Origin of the sequence: Schaalia odontolytica, assembly GCF_002847525.1 — a bacterium.
GTDB lineage: Bacteria > Actinomycetota > Actinomycetes > Actinomycetales > Actinomycetaceae > Pauljensenia > Pauljensenia odontolytica_B.
Window position 1 is genome coordinate 171,805 of the sequence record NZ_PKKM01000004.1, and the last position, 20,116, is coordinate 191,920.

Genomic DNA, 20,116 nt, shown 5'->3' on the forward strand with positions numbered 1-20,116 from the left:
AAGCGTTCACCCTGCCAATGGTACCCGCGCGCGCCCCGCCCCGTCGCGCTCCATTACGCATGTCACCACTGCGCACGGCGGATACGGCGACGGCCCCGCCCCCGGGTAGGGACGAGGCCGACTCGCGTAACGCTGGAGCGCGCGGCTCAGCGGAAGATGGAGCGCAGCACCGGGAAGACGCCGGTCGCCACGGCGGCCTTAACCAGGTCGCCGATGATGAAGGGAACGAAGCCCTTCATCAGACCCTGCTCGATCGTCATGTGCGCGAAGGGGATCATCCAGGCCAGGCCCAGGATGTACACGGAGAACAGGGAGACGACGGCGGTCGGCGCCATGGTGACAATGCGGCGGTCGGCGCCACGCTGGGCTGCCAGGCCGGCGATCGCGGCGACGAGGAGGTAGCCGAGGATGTAGCCGAAGGAGGGGAAGGCCCAGCCGACGTTCGTGCCGGTGAAGACCGGGGCGCCGGCGATGCCAAGAATCACGTACGTCGCGACGGAGGCGAGGCCTCGGCGCGCACCGAGGGTCGTGCCGACCGAGAGCGCACCGAGCGTGCCGAGCGAGACGGGCACGGGGGTGAAGGGCAGCGGGATAGAGATGCGAGCCAGGACGATCATGGCGATCGTTCCGGCGGCAACCAGCGCGATCTCGCGGGCGATCGTGCCACCGAGGCGGTCGGCGAGGACGCGGTTCTCGCGCGCGGCGACGGGGGAAGCGGTCAGGGTGGTCATGCGATACCTTTCAACAGGGCCAACGGCCTTTAATTCAATACTTGAACGATATGCTGCCCCGGCTCCCCTGTCAACCACAGACACCAAGATCTCAGGGGGCGAGCGCCACACCGGCGCTCGCCCCCTGGAGCCCATGAACGGGAATGATCAGTGCGCGAAGTGGCGCGTGCCCGTCAGGTACATCGTGATGCCCGCGGCGTTCGCCGCATCGATCGACTCCTGGTCACGCACGGAACCACCGGGCTGGACGACGGCCTTGACGCCGGCATCGATGAGCACCTGCAGGCCATCCGCGAAGGGGAAGAACGCATCCGACGCGGCAACCGCGCCGATGGAACGCTGCTCGGGAGCCTCGGCCACAACCTCGGAGGCGCGAGCACCGCCCGCACTGTCCACGGCGGAGGCCGCCGCGTCACCCGTCGAGCGCGAGCCCAGCGTGTTCGCACGCTCAACCGCCAGCTTGCAGGAGTCCACGCGGTTCACCTGGCCCATGCCAACGCCCACCGAGGCGCCATCCTTGACCAGCAGGATCGCATTCGAACGAACCGCGCGCACCGTGCGCCACGCGAACTCCAGGTCCGCCAGCGTCGCCTCGTCGGCGGGAGCGCCGGCCGCGAGCGTCCAGTTCTCCGGGGAATCGCCCGGCGCGTCGATGTCGTCGCGCTCCTGGACCAGCAGGCCGCCGCTGATCTGCTTGAACTCGTACGAGCCGCGAGCCGGGGGCTCAACCTGCAGGACGCGCAGGTTCTTCTTCGCGCTCAGCACCTCGAGCGCGCCCTCCTCGTAGTCGGGGGCCAGCACGACCTCGGTGAAGATCGGGACGATCTGGCGGGCCAGCTCCACGCTCACCGGGCGATTCACGGCGATCACGCCGCCAAACGCCGACACGGGGTCGCAGGCATGCGCGAGGCGGTGCGCCTCGGCCACATCGTCGGCCACCGCGATACCGCAGGGGTTCGCGTGCTTGATGATCGCGACGCAGGGGCGCTCGTGATCGTAGGCGGCGCGCAGGGCGGCGTCGCCATCCGTGTAGTTGTTGTAGCTCATGGCCTTGCCGTGCAGCTGGCGCGCGTTCGCGATGCCCGGGACCAAGGCCTCGTCGTCGGCATCCTCGTCCTCGAAGGACTCATCGATCTCGCGGTACACGGCAGCGCCCTGGTGCGGATTCTCGCCGTAGCGCAGCGACTCCACGCGCTCGAACGCGTCGGCGACGAACACGGGCATACCCGAGGTCTGCCCCTCCTCCTCGGGGACGTCCACCACGTAGTCTTCCTCGGTCTGGTAGCCCAGCGACTCCAGGAAGGCCGCGTCGGAGGCATCCAGGTGGGTCTCGGCGGCATCGTCGAGTGTCTCGCGCACGTCCTCGAGATCCAGCTCGTCGGCCAGCCAACCGGCAATCGCCAGGTCGTAGGTCGCCGTGTGGGCGAAGGCCTCGGCGGCCAGCACGCGGCGCTGCTCGAGGGTGAAGCCCTCCCCCGCCACGGCCTCGGCTACATCCGCGTAGCGCTCCGGGGAGGTCACGACCGCGACCGACGGGTGATTCTTCGCGGCGGCACGCACCATGGACGGGCCACCGATGTCGATCTGCTCGACGCACTCATCGAAGGACGCGCCCGACGCAACCGTGTCCTGGAACGGGTACAGGTTGCACACGACCAGGTCAAAGGCCTTGATGCCCAGCTGGGCGATCTGCTCGCGATGAGCCGCCTTACGCTGATCGGCCAGGATGCCGGAATGAATGAAGGGGTGCAGGGTCTTCACGCGCCCCTCGAGCACCTCGGGGAAGCCGGTCACGTCGTCGACTGGGGTGACGGCCACGCCTGCCGCCGCAATGCGCGCGGCCGTGGAGCCGGTGGAGACGATCTCCACGCCGGCCTCGCCAAGGGCGCGGGCAAGATCCTCCAAGCCCGTCTTGTCATACACAGAGATCAGGGCCCGCTTGATAGGGCGCACGTCGATGGGTTCCAGGTTGTCCAGGGAGACGGACATAGTTCCTCCAGGTTGAGACCAAACCCAGGCGCCCAGGCGGGCGACGCCTCGCGGGAAATGCGGCCGCTCCCCGGTGGTCATCCACCCTCGCCAGTCGCGGCGACTCCCAGTCTAGTTCAGGCCCTCGCGCCGCGTCGCCTTCGCCTCGGGGTCTTCCTCGTCACCTTCAGCCTGGACCGGTTCGATGTCCGCGGCATCCTCGGCGGCAGTTTCGCAAGTGTCCTTAGGCATCTCGTCCGCGTCCTGCTCGTCCGCGTCGGCCACCGCTTCGAGATCCTCGGCCTCGTCGGCGCTTGCGTCCGCGTCGCCGGGTTCCTCGGGTTCGGAAGCCTCAGCCCAGGCCTCGTCCGTCGTCGAGGCGCCGGCCCCCACGCGGGACGCACGCTCGGCAGCGCGGCGGCGCAGGGCCTCACCCTCGTTGCGCACACGACCGGCACCCTCGCCGAGGAGGGCGCGAGTCGTCGGGTGGCTCGCCAGGGCGATGATCAAGGCAGGCAGGGCAATCTCGAGCACGAGAGCGAGCGTCACCCACCCCACGCGCGGGCCCATCGACGACAGGCGCACGGAGCCCATGCTCATCGTCGCGCTCCACATCCACAGGGCCGTCACCGAGGCGACGATCACCGAGGACAGGACACCCTGGGCAGTCTGGTGCAGCAGGTGCTCACGACGGAACGACCGCGACGCGACAACACCAAGGCCAATGCCCAACATGATCGGCGCAAGAATCACCCACATGCCGGGGGCCGTCTCCGGGACGGCTCCAAGGAGCGGAATCGGCGGAATCGGGCCGGTGCCCGCCACCACCGGAGAATGCAGCGAATCCGTCGCCGTCAGGAAACCCGCGCCCGACCACCAGGAGGCAGCCCACGCCATGACCGTGGGCGCAAAAAGCAGCTGAGCCCCCACGATAAAAGCGGTATCCGCGCCCGAGGCAGCACCCAGAATCTCCTGGATCCCAGCCATGCGGCTCCACCCCGCCACGAGCGCAATCACCGACGCCACCGCAGACGCAGCAACGAGCGCGAGGACCGACAGGCCTCCCAGCTTCAGGCCACCCGAAATCCAGTGCTGCATCGACGGGGCCTCATTGTCGCGCGAATACCCCGACGCAACGAACCACACCGATCCGATCAGCGGAATCAGAATCGCGCCGAGCGTGCCCGTCCACCAGTGCGAATAGATGCCCGACGCGCCCGCCAGCAGCCAGGAGGTGAGAAGAAAACCAGGCACCGCGAACAGCGCCGCGCTGCGCGGGAAACCAGCCGTGTTACGCAGCAGGAGCCGCACCAGCACGATCAGCAGGGCGCCCACCAGCGTCGGAATCGCGCGGTAATGCACTCCCCCAACCACCGACGTTCCGCCAATGACAGCGGCCCACAGGTCACCACCCAGGCCGAGAGCATCACGCGGCGTCGTGTCATTCATCCACGAGTTCGAACGCAGCGTCAGGTACGCGATCATCGTGAACACCGTGATCAGCGCCCAGCCCGCAAAGGCCGCCTCAATGCCCGCGAGCACACCGCGCGCCCACCCCTGCGGGACGGCCACACGGATCGTCGCCCGGTCCGGCACGTACGTGGTCGTGGTCCGCCGGGGGCTGGGTACTTCTCTGATGCGCTCGCTCACAGGCCCATAGTGTCAGAATCGGCCCGGGGCCGCGACGCTGCGCGCCGACCCCGGGCCGATTTGTGCTGTGACGTTAGCGCGAGAGGATCTCGCGCGCGATCTGCGCCGTCTGCGAAGGGGTGCGACCCACGCGCACGCCCACGGCCTCGAGCGCCTCCGCCTTCGCGGCAGCCGTACCGGACGAGCCGGACACGATCGCGCCCGCGTGGCCCATGGTCTTACCCTCGGGGGCCGTGAAGCCCGCGATGTAGGCGACGACGGGCTTGGTCATGTTCTCCTGGATCCAGGCGGCCGCACGCTCCTCGGCGTCACCACCAATCTCACCGATCATGATGACGAGGTCGGTGTCCGGGTCAGCCTCAAAAGCCGCCAGCGCGTCGATGTGGGTGGTGCCCACAACCGGGTCGCCGCCGATACCCAGGCACGTCGTGAAGCCGAAATCGCGCAGCTCGTACATGAGCTGGTAGGTCAGCGTGCCCGACTTGGAGACGAGGCCGAGGCGGCCCGGTCCCGTAATGTCCGCCGGGGTGATGCCCAGGTTCGCCTGCCCGGGCGAGATGATGCCGGGGCAGTTCGGGCCGATCAGGCGCACGCCCGCCGCGAGCGCGCGCTCGACGACAATCGTGGAATCCTGGACGGGAATGCCCTCGGTGATGAGGACGATCGTTTCGATGCCCGCGTCGATGGCCTCGAGGGCGGCGCCCTTCGCGAAGGCCGGGGGCACGAAGATGACGGAGGCGTTCGCGCCGGTGGCCTCGCGGGCCTCGGCGACCGTGCCGAAGACGGGGACCTCGACCTGGCCGTCGGTCACCTTGTCGGCGCCCGGGCCGTAGCCCTGCACGTCGAAGGTGACGGTCGTGCCGGCCTTGCGCGGGTTCGTGCCGCCCACGATGGCCGTGCCGGCGCTCAGCATGCGCTGGGTGTGCTTGCGGCCCTCGGCGCCGGTCATGCCCTGGACGATGACCCGGGTGTCAGAGTTGACGAAGATAGTCATGGTGTTCTCCTGCGGTTCTCGGGTCGTTACTTCGACGAGGCCTGTGCGGCGAGCTCAGCTGCACGCCGGGCCGCGCCGTCCATCGTTTCTTCCATGTGGACGAGCGGGTGCGCAGCCTCGGCAAGAATCGCGCGGCCCTCCTCGACCTTGTTGCCGTCAAGGCGCACGACGAGGGGCTTCGAGGCCGCGTCGCCCAGCGTCTCGAGCGCGCCGATGATGCCTCGGGCGACCTGGTCGCACGCGGTGATGCCGCCAAAGACGTTAACGAACACGGAGCGAACCTGCTCGTCGCCGAGGATGATGTCCAGGCCCTTCGCCATGACCTCGGCCGAAGCGCCGCCGCCGATGTCGAGGAAGTTCGCGGGCTTCATTCCGCCGAACTCCTCGCCGGCCATCGCAACCACGTCGAGCGTCGACATGACCAGGCCCGCGCCGTTACCGATGATGCCGACCTGGCCCTCCAGGCGCACGTAGTTAAGCCCGGCTGCCTTCGCTGCGGCCTCGCGCGGATCCTGCGCGGCCACGTCCACCAGCTCGGCGTGGCCGGGGTGGCGGAAGCGCGCGTTGTCGTCGAGGGTGACCTTGCCGTCGACCGCCCACACGGAGCCGTCGGGGCTGGAGACCAGCGGGTTGACCTCGACCAGGGTCGCATCCTCATCACGGTAGACGGTCCACAGGGTTTCGAGGACGGGGGCGATGGCCTCGGCCGTTGCCTCGCCGAAGCCCGCTTCCTTCGCGATGTGGCGGGCGACCTCGGCGTCGATGCCGACGGTGGGATCGAGGGGGACGCGGGCCAGGGCCTCGGGGCGTTCCTTCGCGAGTGTCTCGATATCCATGCCACCTTCGCGCGAACACATCGCCAGGTGGCGGCGGTTCGAGCGATCCAGCAGGATCGAGAAGTAGTATTCGGCGGCAATGTCCGCGCCGACAGCGATCATGACCTTCTTGACGATGTGGCCCTTGATGTCGAGGCCGAGGATCGCCTCAGCCTTCTCGTAGGCTTCGTCGGCGGTGTGGGCGAGCTTAACGCCGCCGGCCTTGCCGCGGCCACCGGTCTTGACCTGCGCCTTGACGACCAGCAGCGACGCACCGTCCGCCAGGAGCTCGCGCGCACCCTCGCGCGCCTCTTCGGGGGTTGACGCCAGGCGGTAGTCGAGCACGGGCACGCCGTGCTCCTTGAACATCTGCCGGGCCTGATACTCGTAGAGATCCACCTTATTCCCTCCGTTGAACGTGGTGTGGTCAGCGCAATAATTCTAACGTGCGACCGGCATAAACGCGCCATTTCCTCCCATTATCAAGGCTTGTCACGGCCTTGACCAGAAGGCGCTTTCCCTTTGTCAACGCTTTGCGTTGCGGGGCGGATCGGGGGTCGCATCTCCCGCGTGGCCGGACCGCGGCGCCCGAGGGCAGCAGGCCGGGCCCAGACAAATGTCGCATGCAATTCCCCCACGACACGAATCGATGCACGCTCAAAAACCGCAGAATATCAACGATTAGATTTCAATATTTGAAATACGCTCAGGGGAATTGCATGCGAAATTGATGGGCGGTGGCAGGGCCTGGCCGGGCTTCGAGGCGGGGCCTAGCTGCGGCGTCCGTGGGCGGAGGCGGGGCCAGGCCGCGGTGCTGGTCGGCGGCGGCAGGGCCAGGGCGGGCCTCGAGATCGACCACTCCGAGCGAAGCTCGCGTGTGGCGATCTCGCGGGCGGGCCGCCGCCGACCAGCACACACAGCGGCCAGGCCCATCAAAGCAGGCCAAGCGACGGTCGAAAACCAGCCGGGCCCTCCGGCGCCCGGAACACCCGTGGGACCACAAGCAACCCGGCCCAGCAGGAAACGCTACGAAATCTTCTCCATCGGAGCCATGCGCACGAGCAGGCGCTTCTCGCCCAGGCCGAAACGGATGCGGGCCACGGTGCGCGGCCCCTCGCCTTCGATGCCGGTGACGGTTCCGGCGCCCAGGGTCGCGTGCTTGATGCGGTCTCCGACCTTGAGGGAGAGCACCGGCTTGTCCTCGGCGGGCTTGGCGGCGGGAGCCACGCCCATGCGGGTCACCTTGCGCACGCCGGCGGGCTGGGCGGAGGCGCCGCCACGGCCGGAGCCAAAGGCACCCGTGTCGGTATCGCCCCACGGGTCGCGTCCCTCGGCGCGACGGGAGCGCCCGTAGGAACCGGAACCGTACGCCCCGGACCCGTAGGATCCGCCGTAGGACGCGCGCATGCGCTCCCCCGACGTGGCTGCACGGCGCACGTCGAGGAGCTCGGCGGGGATGTCGTCGAGGAAGCGCGAGGGCGGCATCTCCTGCGGGGTGCCCCAGGCGCTGCGCACGGCCGCGCGCGTGAGGTAGAGGCGTTCGCGCGCCCGCGTGATGGCCACGTACGCGAGGCGACGTTCCTCCTCAAGCTCGCTTTCATCGCCGAGGCTGCGCTGGTGCGGGAAGGTGCCGTCTTCCATGCCGGTGACGAACACGACCGGGAATTCGAGGCCCTTCGCGGTGTGGACGGTCATGAGGGTGACCTGCCCGCCGCGCTCGCCCTCTGCGGGCACCTGGTCCGAGTCAGCAACGAGCGCGACGCGCTCGAGGAAGTCCGCGAGGGTCCCGCCGGGAGCGTCGGCCGCGAAGGCACCCGCGACCGAGTGCAGTTCCGCCAGGTTTTCCACGCGCGAGGCGTCCTGCGGGTCCTCGCTGCGGCGCAGTTCAGCCAGGTAGCCGGTGCGGTCTAGGACCTCTTCGAGGATGTCGGCTTGCGATGCACCTCGCGCCTCCGCGGCTCGCAGTGTCTCGATGAGTCCCCAGAATGCAGCCGCCGACTTCGCGGCGCGCGGGGTGATCCCGAGGACCTCGGGAGCACTCTCGGCAGGGGACGAGGCCGGTGCCGCAGCCGCGTTCTCATCCGCAGCCTCGCCCACACCGGGGTTCTCCCCCGCCGCTTCACCTGAGGAAGCAGACACAGAAGAACCAGCCGAGGCCTCGTCCGGGGACGCGGAACGCGCGAGCGCGTCGACGTCGATCCCCTCGCCCTCACCCGCGGGGCAGCCGGCGCGCAGCCACAGGTGACGCAGGGCGGCGCCAAACGAGATGCCGTAGTGGGCGGCGTGCGCGGCGATCGCTTCTTCGGCCTTCGCTCCGATGCCTCGCTTGGGGACGTTGAGAACGCGGCGGGCCGCGACAGTGTCGTCAGGGTTGGAGATGACCTGCAGGTACGCCAAGGCGTCCTTGATTTCGCGGCGCTCGTAGAAGCGGGTGCCGCCGACGACGCGATACGGGATGCCCTGGCGCACGAGGAGTTCCTCCAGCGCGCGGGACTGCGCATTCGTGCGGTAGAAGACCGCGATGTCGCCCCACTCGACGCCCGAGTCCGCGAGGCGGTCGATCTCGCCGACGACGAAGCGGGCCTCGTCGTGCTCGGAATCGGCGGCGTCCAGGGTGATGAGCGCGCCATCGCCCGAGGCCGTCCACAGGTTCTTCGCGCGGCGCCCCGTGTTGCGGGCGATGACCGCGTTCGCAGCCGACAGGATGTTCTGCGTCGAGCGGTAGTTCTGCTCGAGCAGGATCGTGCGCGCGCCCGTGAAGTCGCGCTCGAACTCCTCGATGTTGCGGATCGTGGCGCCCCGGAAGGCGTAGATCGACTGGTCGGAGTCGCCCACGACCGTCAGCTCGGCGGGCTCCACGCCGTCCTTGCCGTCCCCCACGAGAGCGCGCACGAGGACGTACTGCGCGTGGTTCGTGTCCTGGTATTCGTCCACGAGGATGTGGCGGAAGCGCCGGTGGTAGTGCTCGGCGATCAGCGGGTTTTCGCGCAGCAGGTCGACCGTACGCATGATGAGGTCGTCGAAGTCGAGCGCGTTCGAGGCGCGCATGCGCTTGTCGTACTCGACGTAGGCGTCCGCGACGATGCGCGAGACCGGGTCCTTGCCCGCCGTCTCCGCGTAGCGCGCCGGGCCGATCAGCTCGTTCTTCGCGTCCGAAATGCGCGCCGCGACCATCTTTGGGGTGAAGCGCTTAATGTCCACGTCCATGGCCTTGAGGACCATCTGGATGAGGCGCTGGGAATCCTGGGCGTCGTAGATCGTGAAGGACGAGGACAGCCCGGCCGCCTCGTGCTCGTAGCGCAGCAGGCGCACGCACGCCGAATGGAAGGTCGACACCCACATGCGACGAGCGTCGTCACCCACAAGGGAGCCCGCGCGCTCGCGCATCTCGGCTGCCGCCTTGTTCGTGAAGGTGATCGCCAGAATCTCCCCCGCCCGCGCGCGGCCCGTGGCCAGCAGGTAGGCGATGCGGTGCGTGAGCACGCGCGTCTTACCGGAGCCCGCGCCTGCCAGGATCAGCAGCGGCGAGCCCGCGTGAGTGACGGCCTCGCGCTGACGATCGTTGAGGCCGCGCGTCAGCGACTCGGGGTCCACGCCCGGGCGCGAGGGACGCTCCCAGCCGGACGAAAAACCACCCGAGGACGCGGGAGGCTCCCACGCCGACGGCGCACCCGATGCCCCACCCGGCACGGCGATCTCCGGCCACGCGTCGGAACCCAAGGCGTCCTCCACGTCAAAGGCGGGCACCTCCGGCGGCACGTAGTCGTCCTGAAAACCACCGTCGGGGCCGATCAGGAAACCAAGGTCAGGCAAAGAAGTCGAGTCACTCATCGCCTCCAAGGGTAAACCGCCCCACCCTCACCTGCGACCCCCGCCCGGGTGGCGCCAACCACGAAAGGCGGCACACAACGAGGCCGGCGCCTCCCCGCGCTGATACGCGACGGAAACCCCGGCCTCGTCGAAGCGATTACTTCTTGCGGTACAGCGACTTCGTCGCGTACACCGGCTCCGTCGTCACCTGGATGCCCAGCGAGCGGAAGATGCCCTCGTCCACGGGGCCCAGGATGACCGACTCGTGCACGTCGCAGTCGCGCAGCGAGCTCAGCTTGTCCAGTGCGCGGCGCGCGTTGTCGTCGCCGTTGGCGCTGACCGCGAGCGCGATGAGGACCTCGTCGGTGTGCAGGCGCGGGTTGCGCGAGCCCAGGTCGCGGGTCTTGAGACGCTGGATCGGCTCGATCGACTCCGGGGCGAGGAGCTGGACCTCGTCCGGCAGGCCGGCGAGCTTCTTGAGGGCGTTGAGCAGCATCGCCGAGGAGCAGCCCAGCAGCGCCGATGTCTTGCCCGTGACGATCTGGCCGTCGGGCAGCTCGATCGCGGCGGCCGGCTCGCCCGTGGCCTCGGCCAGCTCGAGGGCCGGACGCACGACCGGGCGGTCCATGCGCCCCACACCCACGCGGCTCATCAGCAGGGAGATGCGCGCCGACTGCACGGGCTCGCTCATTTCCTTTTTCTCGGTCACGAGGGCCTTGTAGTAGCGGCGAATGATCTCCTGGCGCGAGGCCTCCTTGCAGGCCTCGTCGTCGACGATGCAGTGGCCCGCCATGTTGACGCCCATGTCCGTGGGGCTCTTGTACGGGGAGGATCCGAGGATCTTCTCGAAGAGGCGGTTCAGGACCGGGAAGATTTCGACGTCGCGGTTGTAGTTGACCGTCTTGATCCCGTACGCCTCCAGGTGGAAGGGATCAATCATGTTGACGTCGTCGAGGTCGGCGGTGGCCGCCTCGTAGGCGATGTTCACCGGGTGATCGAGCGGAATGTTCCAGATCGGGAAGGTCTCCCACTTCGCGTACCCCGACTCGATCCCGCGCTTGTGGTCGTGGTACAGCTGCGACAGGCAGGTCGCCATCTTGCCGGAGCCCGGGCCGGGAGCCGTGACAACGACGAGGTTGCGGCTGGTCTCCACGTACTCGTTGGCGCCGTAGCCCTCGTCCGAGACGATGCGCTCGACGTCCGAGGGGTAGCCGGGGATCGGGAAGTGGCGGTAGACGCGGATGCCGAGCTTCTCGAAGCGTTCCTTCACCTCGGCGGCCGCCTTGTTGTCATCCGTCCACTGCGTGATGACGACGGAACCAACGTACAGGCCACGCTCACGGAACTCGTCGATCTGGCGCAGAACCTCGTCGTCGTAGGTGGTTCCCATGTCGGCGCGGACCTTGCGGCGCGCGAAATCCTTGGCATTAACGGCGACGATGATCTCGACCTCGTCGGCCAGTTCGCGCAACATACGCACCTTGTTGTCGGGCGTGAAGCCGGGCAGAACACGCGATGCGTGCATGTCGTCGATCAGCTTGCCACCGAACTCCAAATACAGCTTGCCGCCGAATTCGCTTCGTCGCTGGGCGATGTGTCGAGACTGCATCTCGACGTACTGATCACTATCAAAACCGATGCGGTGCATGCATCCTCCGAGGTCGCGGATTGAAAGGGGCCGTCCGTGCGGGGCGGTCAGGCGCTGTCACGCTCTCGGGATTCCATTGTAGGCACGCAAGGGCCGCGCGCTATGGGTGGGGCGCGCGAAAGGGGTCCGACCTCACACGATGTGTCGCTGCATCGCCCAGCGCGTCAGCTCGTTGCGGTTGGAGAGCTGGAGCTTGCGCAGGACCGCGCTCACGTGGGTTTCGACGGTCTTGATGGAGATGAACAGGTCGTGGGCGACTTCCTTGTACGTGTAGCCGCGGGCGATGAGGCGCATGACCTCCTGCTCGCGGGCGGACAGGAGGTCCAGCTCGGTGTCGGTCGTGGAGACCTCGCCGGTACCGAAGGCGTCGAGAACGAAGCCGGCGAGGCGCGGGCTGAAGGCAGCGTCCCCGGCGGCGACGCGGCCGATGGCCTCGACGAGATCGGGGGTGGAGATTGACTTGGTGACGTATCCGCGGGCGCCCGCGCGGATGACCTGGACGACGTCCTCGGCGGCATCAGAGACGGACAGTGCCAGGAAGTGCAGCCCCTCGATGTCGCGGCACGTACTGGCCACTTCGGCCCCGCCTCCGCCGTTTCCGCCGGGCAGGTGCACGTCGAGGAGAGCCACGTCCGGGGTGAGCGCGCGGCAGGCTGCGATGGCGCCCTCGACGTCGGAGGCGTCACCGACGACCTCGAGGTCGGCCCCTGAGTTTTCGAGCTCGGCGCGCACGCCTGCCCGAACCATGGGGTGATCGTCGATGACGAGGATGCGGATGGTCACTGTGTCCTCCCGTTGGGCGCTGTTTCTTCCAGGATATCGGAGCGCGGCACGCTCAGAGCGATTTCGGTTCCGCGGGCGAGACGCCTGATCGTGGCGTTACCCCCGGCGCGGCGCATGCGTCCGACGATAGAGTCACGCACGCCGTGGCGGTCGGCCGCGATGGTGGCGGGGTCGAATCCTTCGCCGTTGTCTTTGACGAAGGCTTCAACGGCTCGGGGGCGCACCTCGACGTAGACGGAGACGGGTGGGGCGCCGTGGCGCACGGCATTTTGACAGGCCTCGGCGAGGGCCGCGACGAGTGCGAGCTCGCCGGGTCCCGGGCGCATGTCGCCCACGACGACGACGCTGATGGGCACGCCGTAGCGGCTCTCGACGCCCACGACCGCCTCGGTGACGGCGGCCTCGAGGGAGTCGGCGGCCTGCGCGTGGCCCGTGTAGAGCCAGGCGCGCAGCTCGCGCTCCTCGGTGAGGGCGATGGCGCGCACGCGGGCGGGATCCTCGGCCGAGGCCCGGATCAGGGTGAGTGCTTGAAGCACGGAGTCATGCAGGTGGGCGGCGATGTCGGCGCGTTCGGATTCGCGCACACGCTGTGCCTGGGCCTGCGACAGGTCCTTCGTGGTGCGCAGCCACATGGGAACGAAAGCGAAGAGTACGCCTGCCACCAGGGCAGCACCGATGAGGCCGCCACGCAGCAGGATCACCGGCGGGTTGTCGCGAGAGGCAACCATGACGACGCCGAGGCTGAGCAGCAGGAGGCCGGCGGCAACAATGCCGACGAAACGCAACGATCGCCACCCGTTCACATCACGGCTCTGGCTCCACACAAGCGCGATACCCGAGATGATCGAGACAATGGCCCCCATGTCTCGCCAGTCCAGAGTGCCCGTCGCGTTCAAGACGGTACCCACGATCGCCGCCACAACCAGGGCGACGCCGACGACGATCATGCGATTGCGCGACACCTGGGCGGCGCGTTCCTCGCGCAAACGGACGAGGCCGGGACTCAGCGTTCCCGCACCGTTCTTCTCTGGGGAATCATCGGGGACCGTCACCCACAGCCACAGGTAGACGCCTATGCCCACGCCGAAAGCGGTGAGGCAGATGAACATGACGCGCACGAGCGAGACCGGCAGCCCAAGGTGTACGGCGAGGCCCGAGCACACGCCGGCCATCCAGGGGGCCGGCATGTCCGGGCTCGAGGCGGTCGCGCGCACGAGCGGCGGCCTACTGGGCGGCGCCGGAATCGGCGGAGTCCACCCCGGGTGGGGGGAGTTCACGGGTCTGCTCACGCTCCCATTGTGGCACGTCTCCGGGGCAGCCCCCGGGACACCCCCACCACAATCAGGGGCCGTTCAGGGGGTCCCCTACTATCGGGGTGCCCGGTCTCTTTGGTTGAGTAGTGGTATCGATCCACGCCGCGTGGATCCCATCGAGAGGAAGTGCATGATGAGTTGGTCCACTGGCACACCGGACCCCAACGCTGGCTATGAGCAGCGCCCGCCCCGCAGTGGTTTCTTTGATTCCGTCCGAGGCTCAGGATGGTACCGAGCTAAGCCCCGCGTCATCGGAGGCGTCTGCTCGGGTATCTCCGCCCGCCAGGGATGGGACCTGTCCCTCGTGCGCGTCCTCGTCGCAGTTGGCGCGTTCTTCATGCCGGTCGTGGCCATGGCCTACGGGCTCGCCTGGCTGCTCCTGCCCGAGGCTGAGGACGGTCGCATTCACGCGGAAGAGACCGTCGAAGGGCGCTTCGACGTGGCCGTTATCGGCGGCGTATTGATGGTTCTCGCTTCTGTTACATCGTTGCTATCCGATGTCGGCATCTTCAGCGTCCTGGGAATCGGCTGGTTCAGGCTGATCGTGATGGCGGCCGGCATGGCCGCAATCGCGGCCATCATCGTGGGCATCGCGCGTTCTGGGTCGCAAGGCCCGAGCAAGCCGCGCCCCCAGTACGGGACCCCGCAGTACGGCGCGCCCCAGTACGGGACCCCGCAGTACGGCGCGCCCCAGTACGGGACCCCGCAGTACGGCGCGCCTTCGGCTGCTCCTACCCAGAATGCGACGGATGCCTCCGTCCCTTTTGGGCAAACCACTCCGGCCGCTGACGGCGCGGGGGCCACGGATCCCGGAACCAAGCCTGAGCAAGCCCCCGCGGGTTTCCCCGCCTACGGTGTGCCGAGCGACTTCCAGTCCTCTCCTACCGGCACCGCTAGGCCGCAGGCAGGCCCTGCCCCCGCTGCGGCTCGCCCCACTCAGCCCCACCCCGGCTGGACGCCTCCCCCGAGCACGCCCCAGCCTCGTCGCTGGAACGTTCCGCCCGCGCCGACGCATCGCCCGCGCACCGTCTCCGGGCGCGTCAACCTCGCGATCACGGGCCTGCTGGTCCTCGTTGTGGCCGCCGTTTTCGCCGGACTGTACTGGGCTGACAAGGGCCTCATGATCCCCTTCATAACGGGTGAGACGGAGGGCCAGACAATCGCCCGCGTCATCACGATCGGTGGCGGCGTGTGCCTGATCATCGTCGGGTTCTCCCTGGCGATCGCCGCCCTGCGCGATCGCAGCGCCGGCTGGCTCACCGCCCTGTCCGTCATCGGCATCATGATGGCACTTCCCACCGCGGCCGTCGGCTCCCAGGCCGCTCACCCGACTGATTTCCACATCAATGTTGGCTCGAGCGGTATCGGCTCCCAGACGACACGGGACTGGACGGTCGACAGGATCAGCGGGGGAAACCCGGCCGGCACAACGGTACTCGACCTGAGTGGTGCCCCCGTCGGTACCACCAAGACCATCACGGTCGACTGGGAGGCCTGGAGCAGGCTCACCATTCAGGTGGCCGAGGGCCAGCCCGTGCAGATCGTGTGCCAGTCCAGCATCGACGATCTGACCACCAACATGAAGGACAACGGCTGGGCCGAGCCCTTGGACGGCTGCTCCGGCGTGACTGCCTCCTCCCCCGCGTGGGGGAAGCCCTCGCTCGGCGGCATCACGGTCCTCATCACCGACAGCGCAAACATTGACACGCTGACGATCCTGCAGACGCCCGATTCCTCGGGCACGTGGGGCTCCAAGCCGAGCGCGACCCCCTCGGCGACTCCCTCGGCCACGCCGAGCACAACGCCCACCCCGTCCCCTACTCCCACCGGCTCCCAGTCGGGTAACTGAGGAAGGCACACGACCATGACTACGTCCAACGACGACCAGACCACCCAGCTGCCCGAATTCGACGAGACGACACCGCTGCCGACGACCCCCGCGCCCTCCGTCGGCGCCGGTTCGGACGCGACGACCGAGATGCCGACCTCGTCGCCAGACCTGTCCTCGGATCCCCTCGCGATCTTCCGCGAGGCACCGACGGCCCAGATGTCCACCGATCCCTTTCGCTCAGACGCTGGGGCTGCGGGCCAGGCGGGCCCATCGGGCGCGCAGGGGCCGCATGTGCAGGCGGGCTCTCCTGCCAGCTCTGTAGGGGCAGGCGGGCGCACCGCCTTCGATCCGGCCTCCACGGGCGAGTCCGCTCCCCAGGGGCACGAGGCCGGGGCGACCCACCGCGCTCAGGAGCCCTTGGGGGCATCCACTGCGGGCGCTCACGCCACGTGGAGTGCACCGACCGTACCCGTCGATGTACGCACGCTGCCCGAGGCCCCCGCCAGGGGTGTGCGAGTCGGCGCCTTCGTGTGGGCGATCCTCGTGTGCATGGTCGGCGCTTTCCTGATCGCCGAAGCCTACATCACGAACTTCAATCTACCGGTCCTCGGCATCAGCGCGATCGCGACGTTGGGCATCATCCTGATCCTCACCGCGCTCTTCTCAGGCCGTTCCAAGAAGACCCCGAAGGCGAATGCCGCCTCCGCGCCTTCGAATCCGGCCGACGCGATCCGCAGGGATTGACGGAGCCGCACAGTACTGACGGGGTGGGCCCGGGAACCGATTGGTTCCCGGGCCCACCCCGTTGCGTGTCAGAAGCGTCGGATCAGAGCAGATCCAGCATGGCCGGAGCCACCAGCTTCAGGACGTTCTCACGGCCTTCCTTCGCATTGGGGGCATCCACTGCGAAGGCGGCCATCTGCTGGCAGGTCGCCAGGTCGTGCATGCGCAGGGCGGCGCGCACGGCGTTGACCTTCGACGGAGCCATCGACAGGGAGGCGACACCCAGGCCAGTGAGGACCAGGGCCAGCAGCGGATCGCCGCCGGCCTCGCCACACACGCCGATCGGCTTGCCCGTCGCGCGACCGCCGTTGCAGGCGTGGCGGATCATCTCGAGGACCGCGGGCTGCCACGGATCCAGGAGAGACGCCAGGTTGCCGTCCAGGCGGTCGGCAGCCATCGTGTACTGCGTCAGGTCGTTCGTGCCGATGGAGGCGAAGTCCACGATCGACAGGAGCTGCTCGGCGCGCAGGGCGGCCGCGGGCACCTCGATCATGATGCCGACCTTGGGCAGGCCGTAGCCGCGCGCCTTGTCGGCGAACCACTGAGCTTCGGAAGCCGTGGACACCATGGGGGCCATGACCCACAGCTCCGCGCCCGTCGCCTTGTGGGCAGCGGCCAGAGCCTGCAGCTGCGTGTCGATGAGGTCCTCTCGCACCTGGCACAGGCGCAGGCCGCGCACGCCCAGGGCGGGGTTTTCCTCGGTACCCAGATCCGCGAAGCTCAGCGGTTTGTCGGCGCCCGCATCGAGGGTACGCACGACGACGCGACGGTCACCGAAGGCCTGCAGGACCTTCGTGTAGGTGTCGGTCTGCTCCTCCAGCGTCGGGGCCTCCGAACGTTCCAGGAACAGGAACTCCGTGCGGAACAGGCCCGAGCCCTCGAGGTCGAACTTCGAGGCCTTCATAGCGTCGTCAACCGTGCCGATGTTGGCCAGAAGCTTGACGGGGTAGCCGTCGTAGGTCGCGCCCTTGCCGGTCGAGCCTGCCAGGGCGAGCGCGCGGCGACGCGAGCGTTCCTTGAGCAGGTCCACCTCCTTATCGGTGGGGGCGACGATGACCTCGCCGACGCCACCGTCGAGGGCCAGCATCGTGCCTTCCTCGACAGCCATAATGCCCTCGGCCTTGACGATCGCCGGGATGCCCAGCTGGGCGGCCAGGATCGCCGTGTGCGAGGTAGGGCCTCCGACCTCCGTGATGATGCCGAGGACGGTCTCCGGGTTCAGGGTCGCGGTCTCAGCGGGTGCCAGGTCGCGCGCCACGAGGACGACGGGGCCGTCGAACGCCGGCACGCCGGGTTCGGGCAGGCCACGCAGCTCGCAGATCGCGCGGTCGCGCACGTCGTACAGGTCGGTCGCACGCTCGGCCATGTAGCCACCCAGGCTGCGCAGCATCTGCGCGTAGTCCTCGACGGCGTCATGGACGGCCTGGGTGACACCGAGGCCCTTCTTCAGCTTCTTGTCAACGGCCTTGGCCAGGCCACGGTCGCCCGCAAGCTGGGCGGTGGCCTTGAGGATCGCCTTCGTCTCCTCCGGCGCGTTCGCAGCGCGGTCGCTCAGACGAGCGGAAACGGCTGCGAGCGCCTCGCGGACACGCGCGCCGTCAGCAGCAGCGTCGACGCTGCCAGGCTCCGTCGTGTCGACGCCGGGGGCGGGCTGGACGATCGCGGCGGGAGCTGCAGCGGTACCGGCGGAGACGCCGATGCCGTGCAGGACGTCGTGCGTCGCCATCAGCTCACTCCTGGTCGAGGTCGCGCGAGAGCAGCTCGACGAGCGAGTCGAGCACCGCGCCCGCGGAATCATCCTCGGTGGACAGGGTGACGACGTCGCCGTGCTTGGCGCCCAGGGTCATGATTTCGAGGAGCGACGCGGCGTCGGCCTCCTCGCCATCGAAAGCGATGGTGACCTCGACGCCGGAGTCATCAACGGCCTCGGCGAGGACGGAAGCGGGACGTGCGTGGAGGCCAACGGAGGAACCAATTGCAACGGTGCGGGAAATCATGGTCGTTCCTTTCAAATGCGGGTATGTCCATCGTGAGACACAGGTGCCCGTACGGCCCATGGTATCGGGCTGAGATACCCACGCAAAACCCGATATCACGGACAGTGACATGGGATACATCACCCTCATAAATGCCGAAAAACCATGCAACGACAGACTTCTCTCACAACTGAGACGACGCCGCTACGCAACACTCAGCCCCGGCCTCGCCGACGCGACGCGAGACTCCCCTCCACCTCACCAACTACACTAGAGAAGTACCGAGGGAAGGAAAGGAGAGCACGCATGAGTTCACGCGAACCCACGCTGGCCGATGTCGCCGAGCTGGCCGGAGTGAGCCTGACGACCGTGTCGCGCGTGCTCAACAACCGCGGATACCTCTCGGAGAAGACGAAGAAGAATGTCGCCGACGCGATCGAGACGCTCGGCTACCGCCCGAACTCGTTGGCTCGTGCCCTGCATGGCAAGCGCACGCATACGGTCGGCCTCATCGTTCCCGCCGTGTCCCTGCCCTTCTTCGGCGAGCTGGCCGTCGAGGTCGAGAATGCCCTCGCCGACGCCGGATACCGCATCCTTATCTGTAATTCCATGGGCCGGGCGGACCGCGAGCGCGAGTACCTCTCGCTCCTCGTGGGAAACCGCGTGGACGGCATCATTTCGGGCGCCCACAACGAGGGTCTGGGTGAGTACGACACGATCCGTATGCCCCTGGTGACGATCGACCGCGAGCTGAGCCCATCCATCCCAAACGTGCGCTGCGCGAATGAGGAGGCGGGTGCCATGGCGACACGCGCACTTATCGAGGGCGGGTGCCGCCATCCCCTTCTGCTTACCTCCCGTTCGGGCCCGCGCAATCTACGCGAGGCCGGTTACCGTGCCGAGGTCGAGCGCGCGGGGCTAACGCCACGCGTGGTCACCGTGCCCTTCGATACGCCGACGCCCCAGCGTTTCGCGATGGTGCGCGACGCCCTGGACGAGGCCCGCGCCGCCGCCCCCGTCGACGGGGTTTTCGCGACCGACGACCTGGCGGCCGCCGAGGTCCTCGAGTGGGCGCGCACGCGCAACCTGTCGGTCCCCACTGACCTGTCCATCATCGGTTTTGATGGCACGGAGACGATGCGCCGCGCCCTCCCCCACTTGGCGACGATCCGCCAGCCCATCGAGGAGATCGCCCGGGCTGCGGTGTCGATTCTCCTCGATCAGATCGAGGGCAAGGCACCGCGTTCTTCATCCGACGAGGCCTGGGCTCCCCATGCTCAGACGGTCGAGTTCTCGGGCACGCTGATTCCGGGGCGTTCGATCAGCGCCTGAGCACGTCACGCGCCCCGAGGCTGTCACCATTTACCGCTGCCCCGGGTTGTTTTCTTAACCACGGATACGCACGCGGATAGGTTATCCGCATATGGATAGGTTAATAAGCTATCCGCATCGTCATAACCTATCCGCGTGCGCAGAACTATCCGCATGTTCGCCCTTATCTGAGAGCAGGTCACCCGTCTGCATATTTGGCACTGTTGTGCGAGCACATCACCTATCCACGAGCACGCGTCATCAAACACATCCCATCGGCGCACACGTTAACCCGCTGAAGGGCCCAGGTGCCGGCACCTCGTCAGGCTCCTCCCGTCATCGCCGTCGGCAGCCTCCCCTACATTTCGCATGCAATTCCTCGGCGTCACATTCCACGTCGCCGCAAAAACCGCGAAATACCAACACCCTCGATTCAGATCCTGAAATACCCACACGTGAATTGCATGCGAAATTGGGCGTTCACCATCGACATGCCTCGCGGC

At 67.9% G+C, this 20,116-nt stretch carries 14 protein-coding genes and 1 riboswitch; of the genes, 3 read left to right on the forward strand and 11 right to left on the reverse strand.

Features of this window, described 5'->3' with window-relative positions; all coding sequences use genetic code 11:
* Positions 1–146: 146 nt before the first annotated feature.
* The 9 genes from CYJ22_RS03920 to CYJ22_RS03965 all read right to left on the reverse strand — a co-directional run bounded on the left by CYJ22_RS03920 (position 147) and on the right by CYJ22_RS03965 (position 13,586).
* On the reverse strand, positions 147–731 hold the full coding sequence (locus CYJ22_RS03920; RefSeq protein WP_101601252.1) for a biotin transporter BioY: 585 nt from the start codon (positions 729–731) through the stop codon (positions 147–149).
* Positions 732–878: 147 nt separating this feature from the next.
* On the reverse strand, positions 879–2,720 hold the full coding sequence (gene purH, locus CYJ22_RS03925) for a bifunctional phosphoribosylaminoimidazolecarboxamide formyltransferase/IMP cyclohydrolase (protein ID WP_101601254.1): 1,842 nt from the start codon (positions 2,718–2,720) through the stop codon (positions 879–881).
* Between the two features lie 23 nt (positions 2,721–2,743).
* Positions 2,744–2,828, reverse strand: a riboswitch (ZMP/ZTP riboswitch).
* Between the two features lie 3 nt (positions 2,829–2,831).
* A complete protein-coding gene (locus CYJ22_RS03930; protein ID WP_431768514.1) occupies positions 2,832–4,349 on the reverse strand; it encodes a cell division protein PerM in 1,518 nt (505 codons plus the stop codon).
* 73 nt (positions 4,350–4,422) lie between these two features.
* On the reverse strand, positions 4,423–5,343 hold the full coding sequence (gene sucD, locus CYJ22_RS03935) for a succinate--CoA ligase subunit alpha (RefSeq protein WP_003793601.1): 921 nt from the start codon (positions 5,341–5,343) through the stop codon (positions 4,423–4,425).
* Positions 5,344–5,369: 26 nt separating this feature from the next.
* Complete coding sequence (sucC, locus tag CYJ22_RS03940; protein ID WP_101601260.1) at positions 5,370–6,557, reverse strand: ADP-forming succinate--CoA ligase subunit beta; 1,188 nt, start codon at positions 6,555–6,557, stop codon at positions 5,370–5,372.
* A 627-nt stretch (positions 6,558–7,184) separates the two neighbouring features.
* Positions 7,185–9,989, reverse strand: a complete 2,805-nt coding sequence (locus CYJ22_RS03950) for a UvrD-helicase domain-containing protein (RefSeq protein WP_101601265.1) — start codon at positions 9,987–9,989, stop codon at positions 7,185–7,187.
* A 136-nt stretch (positions 9,990–10,125) separates the two neighbouring features.
* Entirely contained in the window at positions 10,126–11,616 is a 1,491-nt protein-coding gene (locus CYJ22_RS03955) for a DUF1846 domain-containing protein (protein ID WP_101601267.1), read from the reverse strand.
* Positions 11,617–11,748: 132 nt separating this feature from the next.
* Complete coding sequence (locus CYJ22_RS03960; protein WP_007588084.1) at positions 11,749–12,399, reverse strand: LuxR C-terminal-related transcriptional regulator; 651 nt, start codon at positions 12,397–12,399, stop codon at positions 11,749–11,751.
* Entirely contained in the window at positions 12,396–13,586 is a 1,191-nt protein-coding gene (locus CYJ22_RS03965) for an ATP-binding protein (protein ID WP_007588113.1), read from the reverse strand. The genes CYJ22_RS03960 and CYJ22_RS03965 overlap by 4 nt, the downstream gene beginning before the upstream one ends.
* 259 nt (positions 13,587–13,845) lie before the next feature.
* Between CYJ22_RS03965 and CYJ22_RS03970 the strand changes: the two genes are divergently transcribed.
* Entirely contained in the window at positions 13,846–15,561 is a 1,716-nt protein-coding gene (locus CYJ22_RS03970; RefSeq protein WP_243390451.1) for a PspC domain-containing protein, read from the forward strand.
* Between the two features lie 15 nt (positions 15,562–15,576).
* Positions 15,577–16,287 carry a hypothetical protein gene (locus CYJ22_RS03975; RefSeq protein ID WP_101601272.1) on the forward strand — a complete coding sequence of 237 codons (711 nt, stop codon included), beginning with the start codon at positions 15,577–15,579 and terminating at the stop codon, positions 16,285–16,287.
* A gap of 82 nt (positions 16,288–16,369) precedes the next feature.
* On the opposite strand, the gene ptsP is transcribed toward CYJ22_RS03975, so the two are convergent.
* Both ptsP and CYJ22_RS03985 read right to left on the reverse strand, forming a co-directional pair.
* Complete coding sequence (gene ptsP, locus CYJ22_RS03980) at positions 16,370–18,052, reverse strand: phosphoenolpyruvate--protein phosphotransferase (protein ID WP_101601275.1); 1,683 nt, start codon at positions 18,050–18,052, stop codon at positions 16,370–16,372.
* 4 nt (positions 18,053–18,056) lie between these two features.
* Positions 18,057–18,323 (reverse strand): HPr family phosphocarrier protein, encoded by a 267-nt coding sequence (locus tag CYJ22_RS03985; RefSeq protein WP_003793915.1) that lies wholly within the window; start codon positions 18,321–18,323, stop codon positions 18,057–18,059.
* A 285-nt stretch (positions 18,324–18,608) separates the two neighbouring features.
* Between CYJ22_RS03985 and CYJ22_RS03990 the strand changes: the two genes are divergently transcribed.
* Complete coding sequence (locus CYJ22_RS03990; protein WP_101601277.1) at positions 18,609–19,634, forward strand: LacI family DNA-binding transcriptional regulator; 1,026 nt, start codon at positions 18,609–18,611, stop codon at positions 19,632–19,634.
* Positions 19,635–20,116 lie beyond the last annotated feature (482 nt).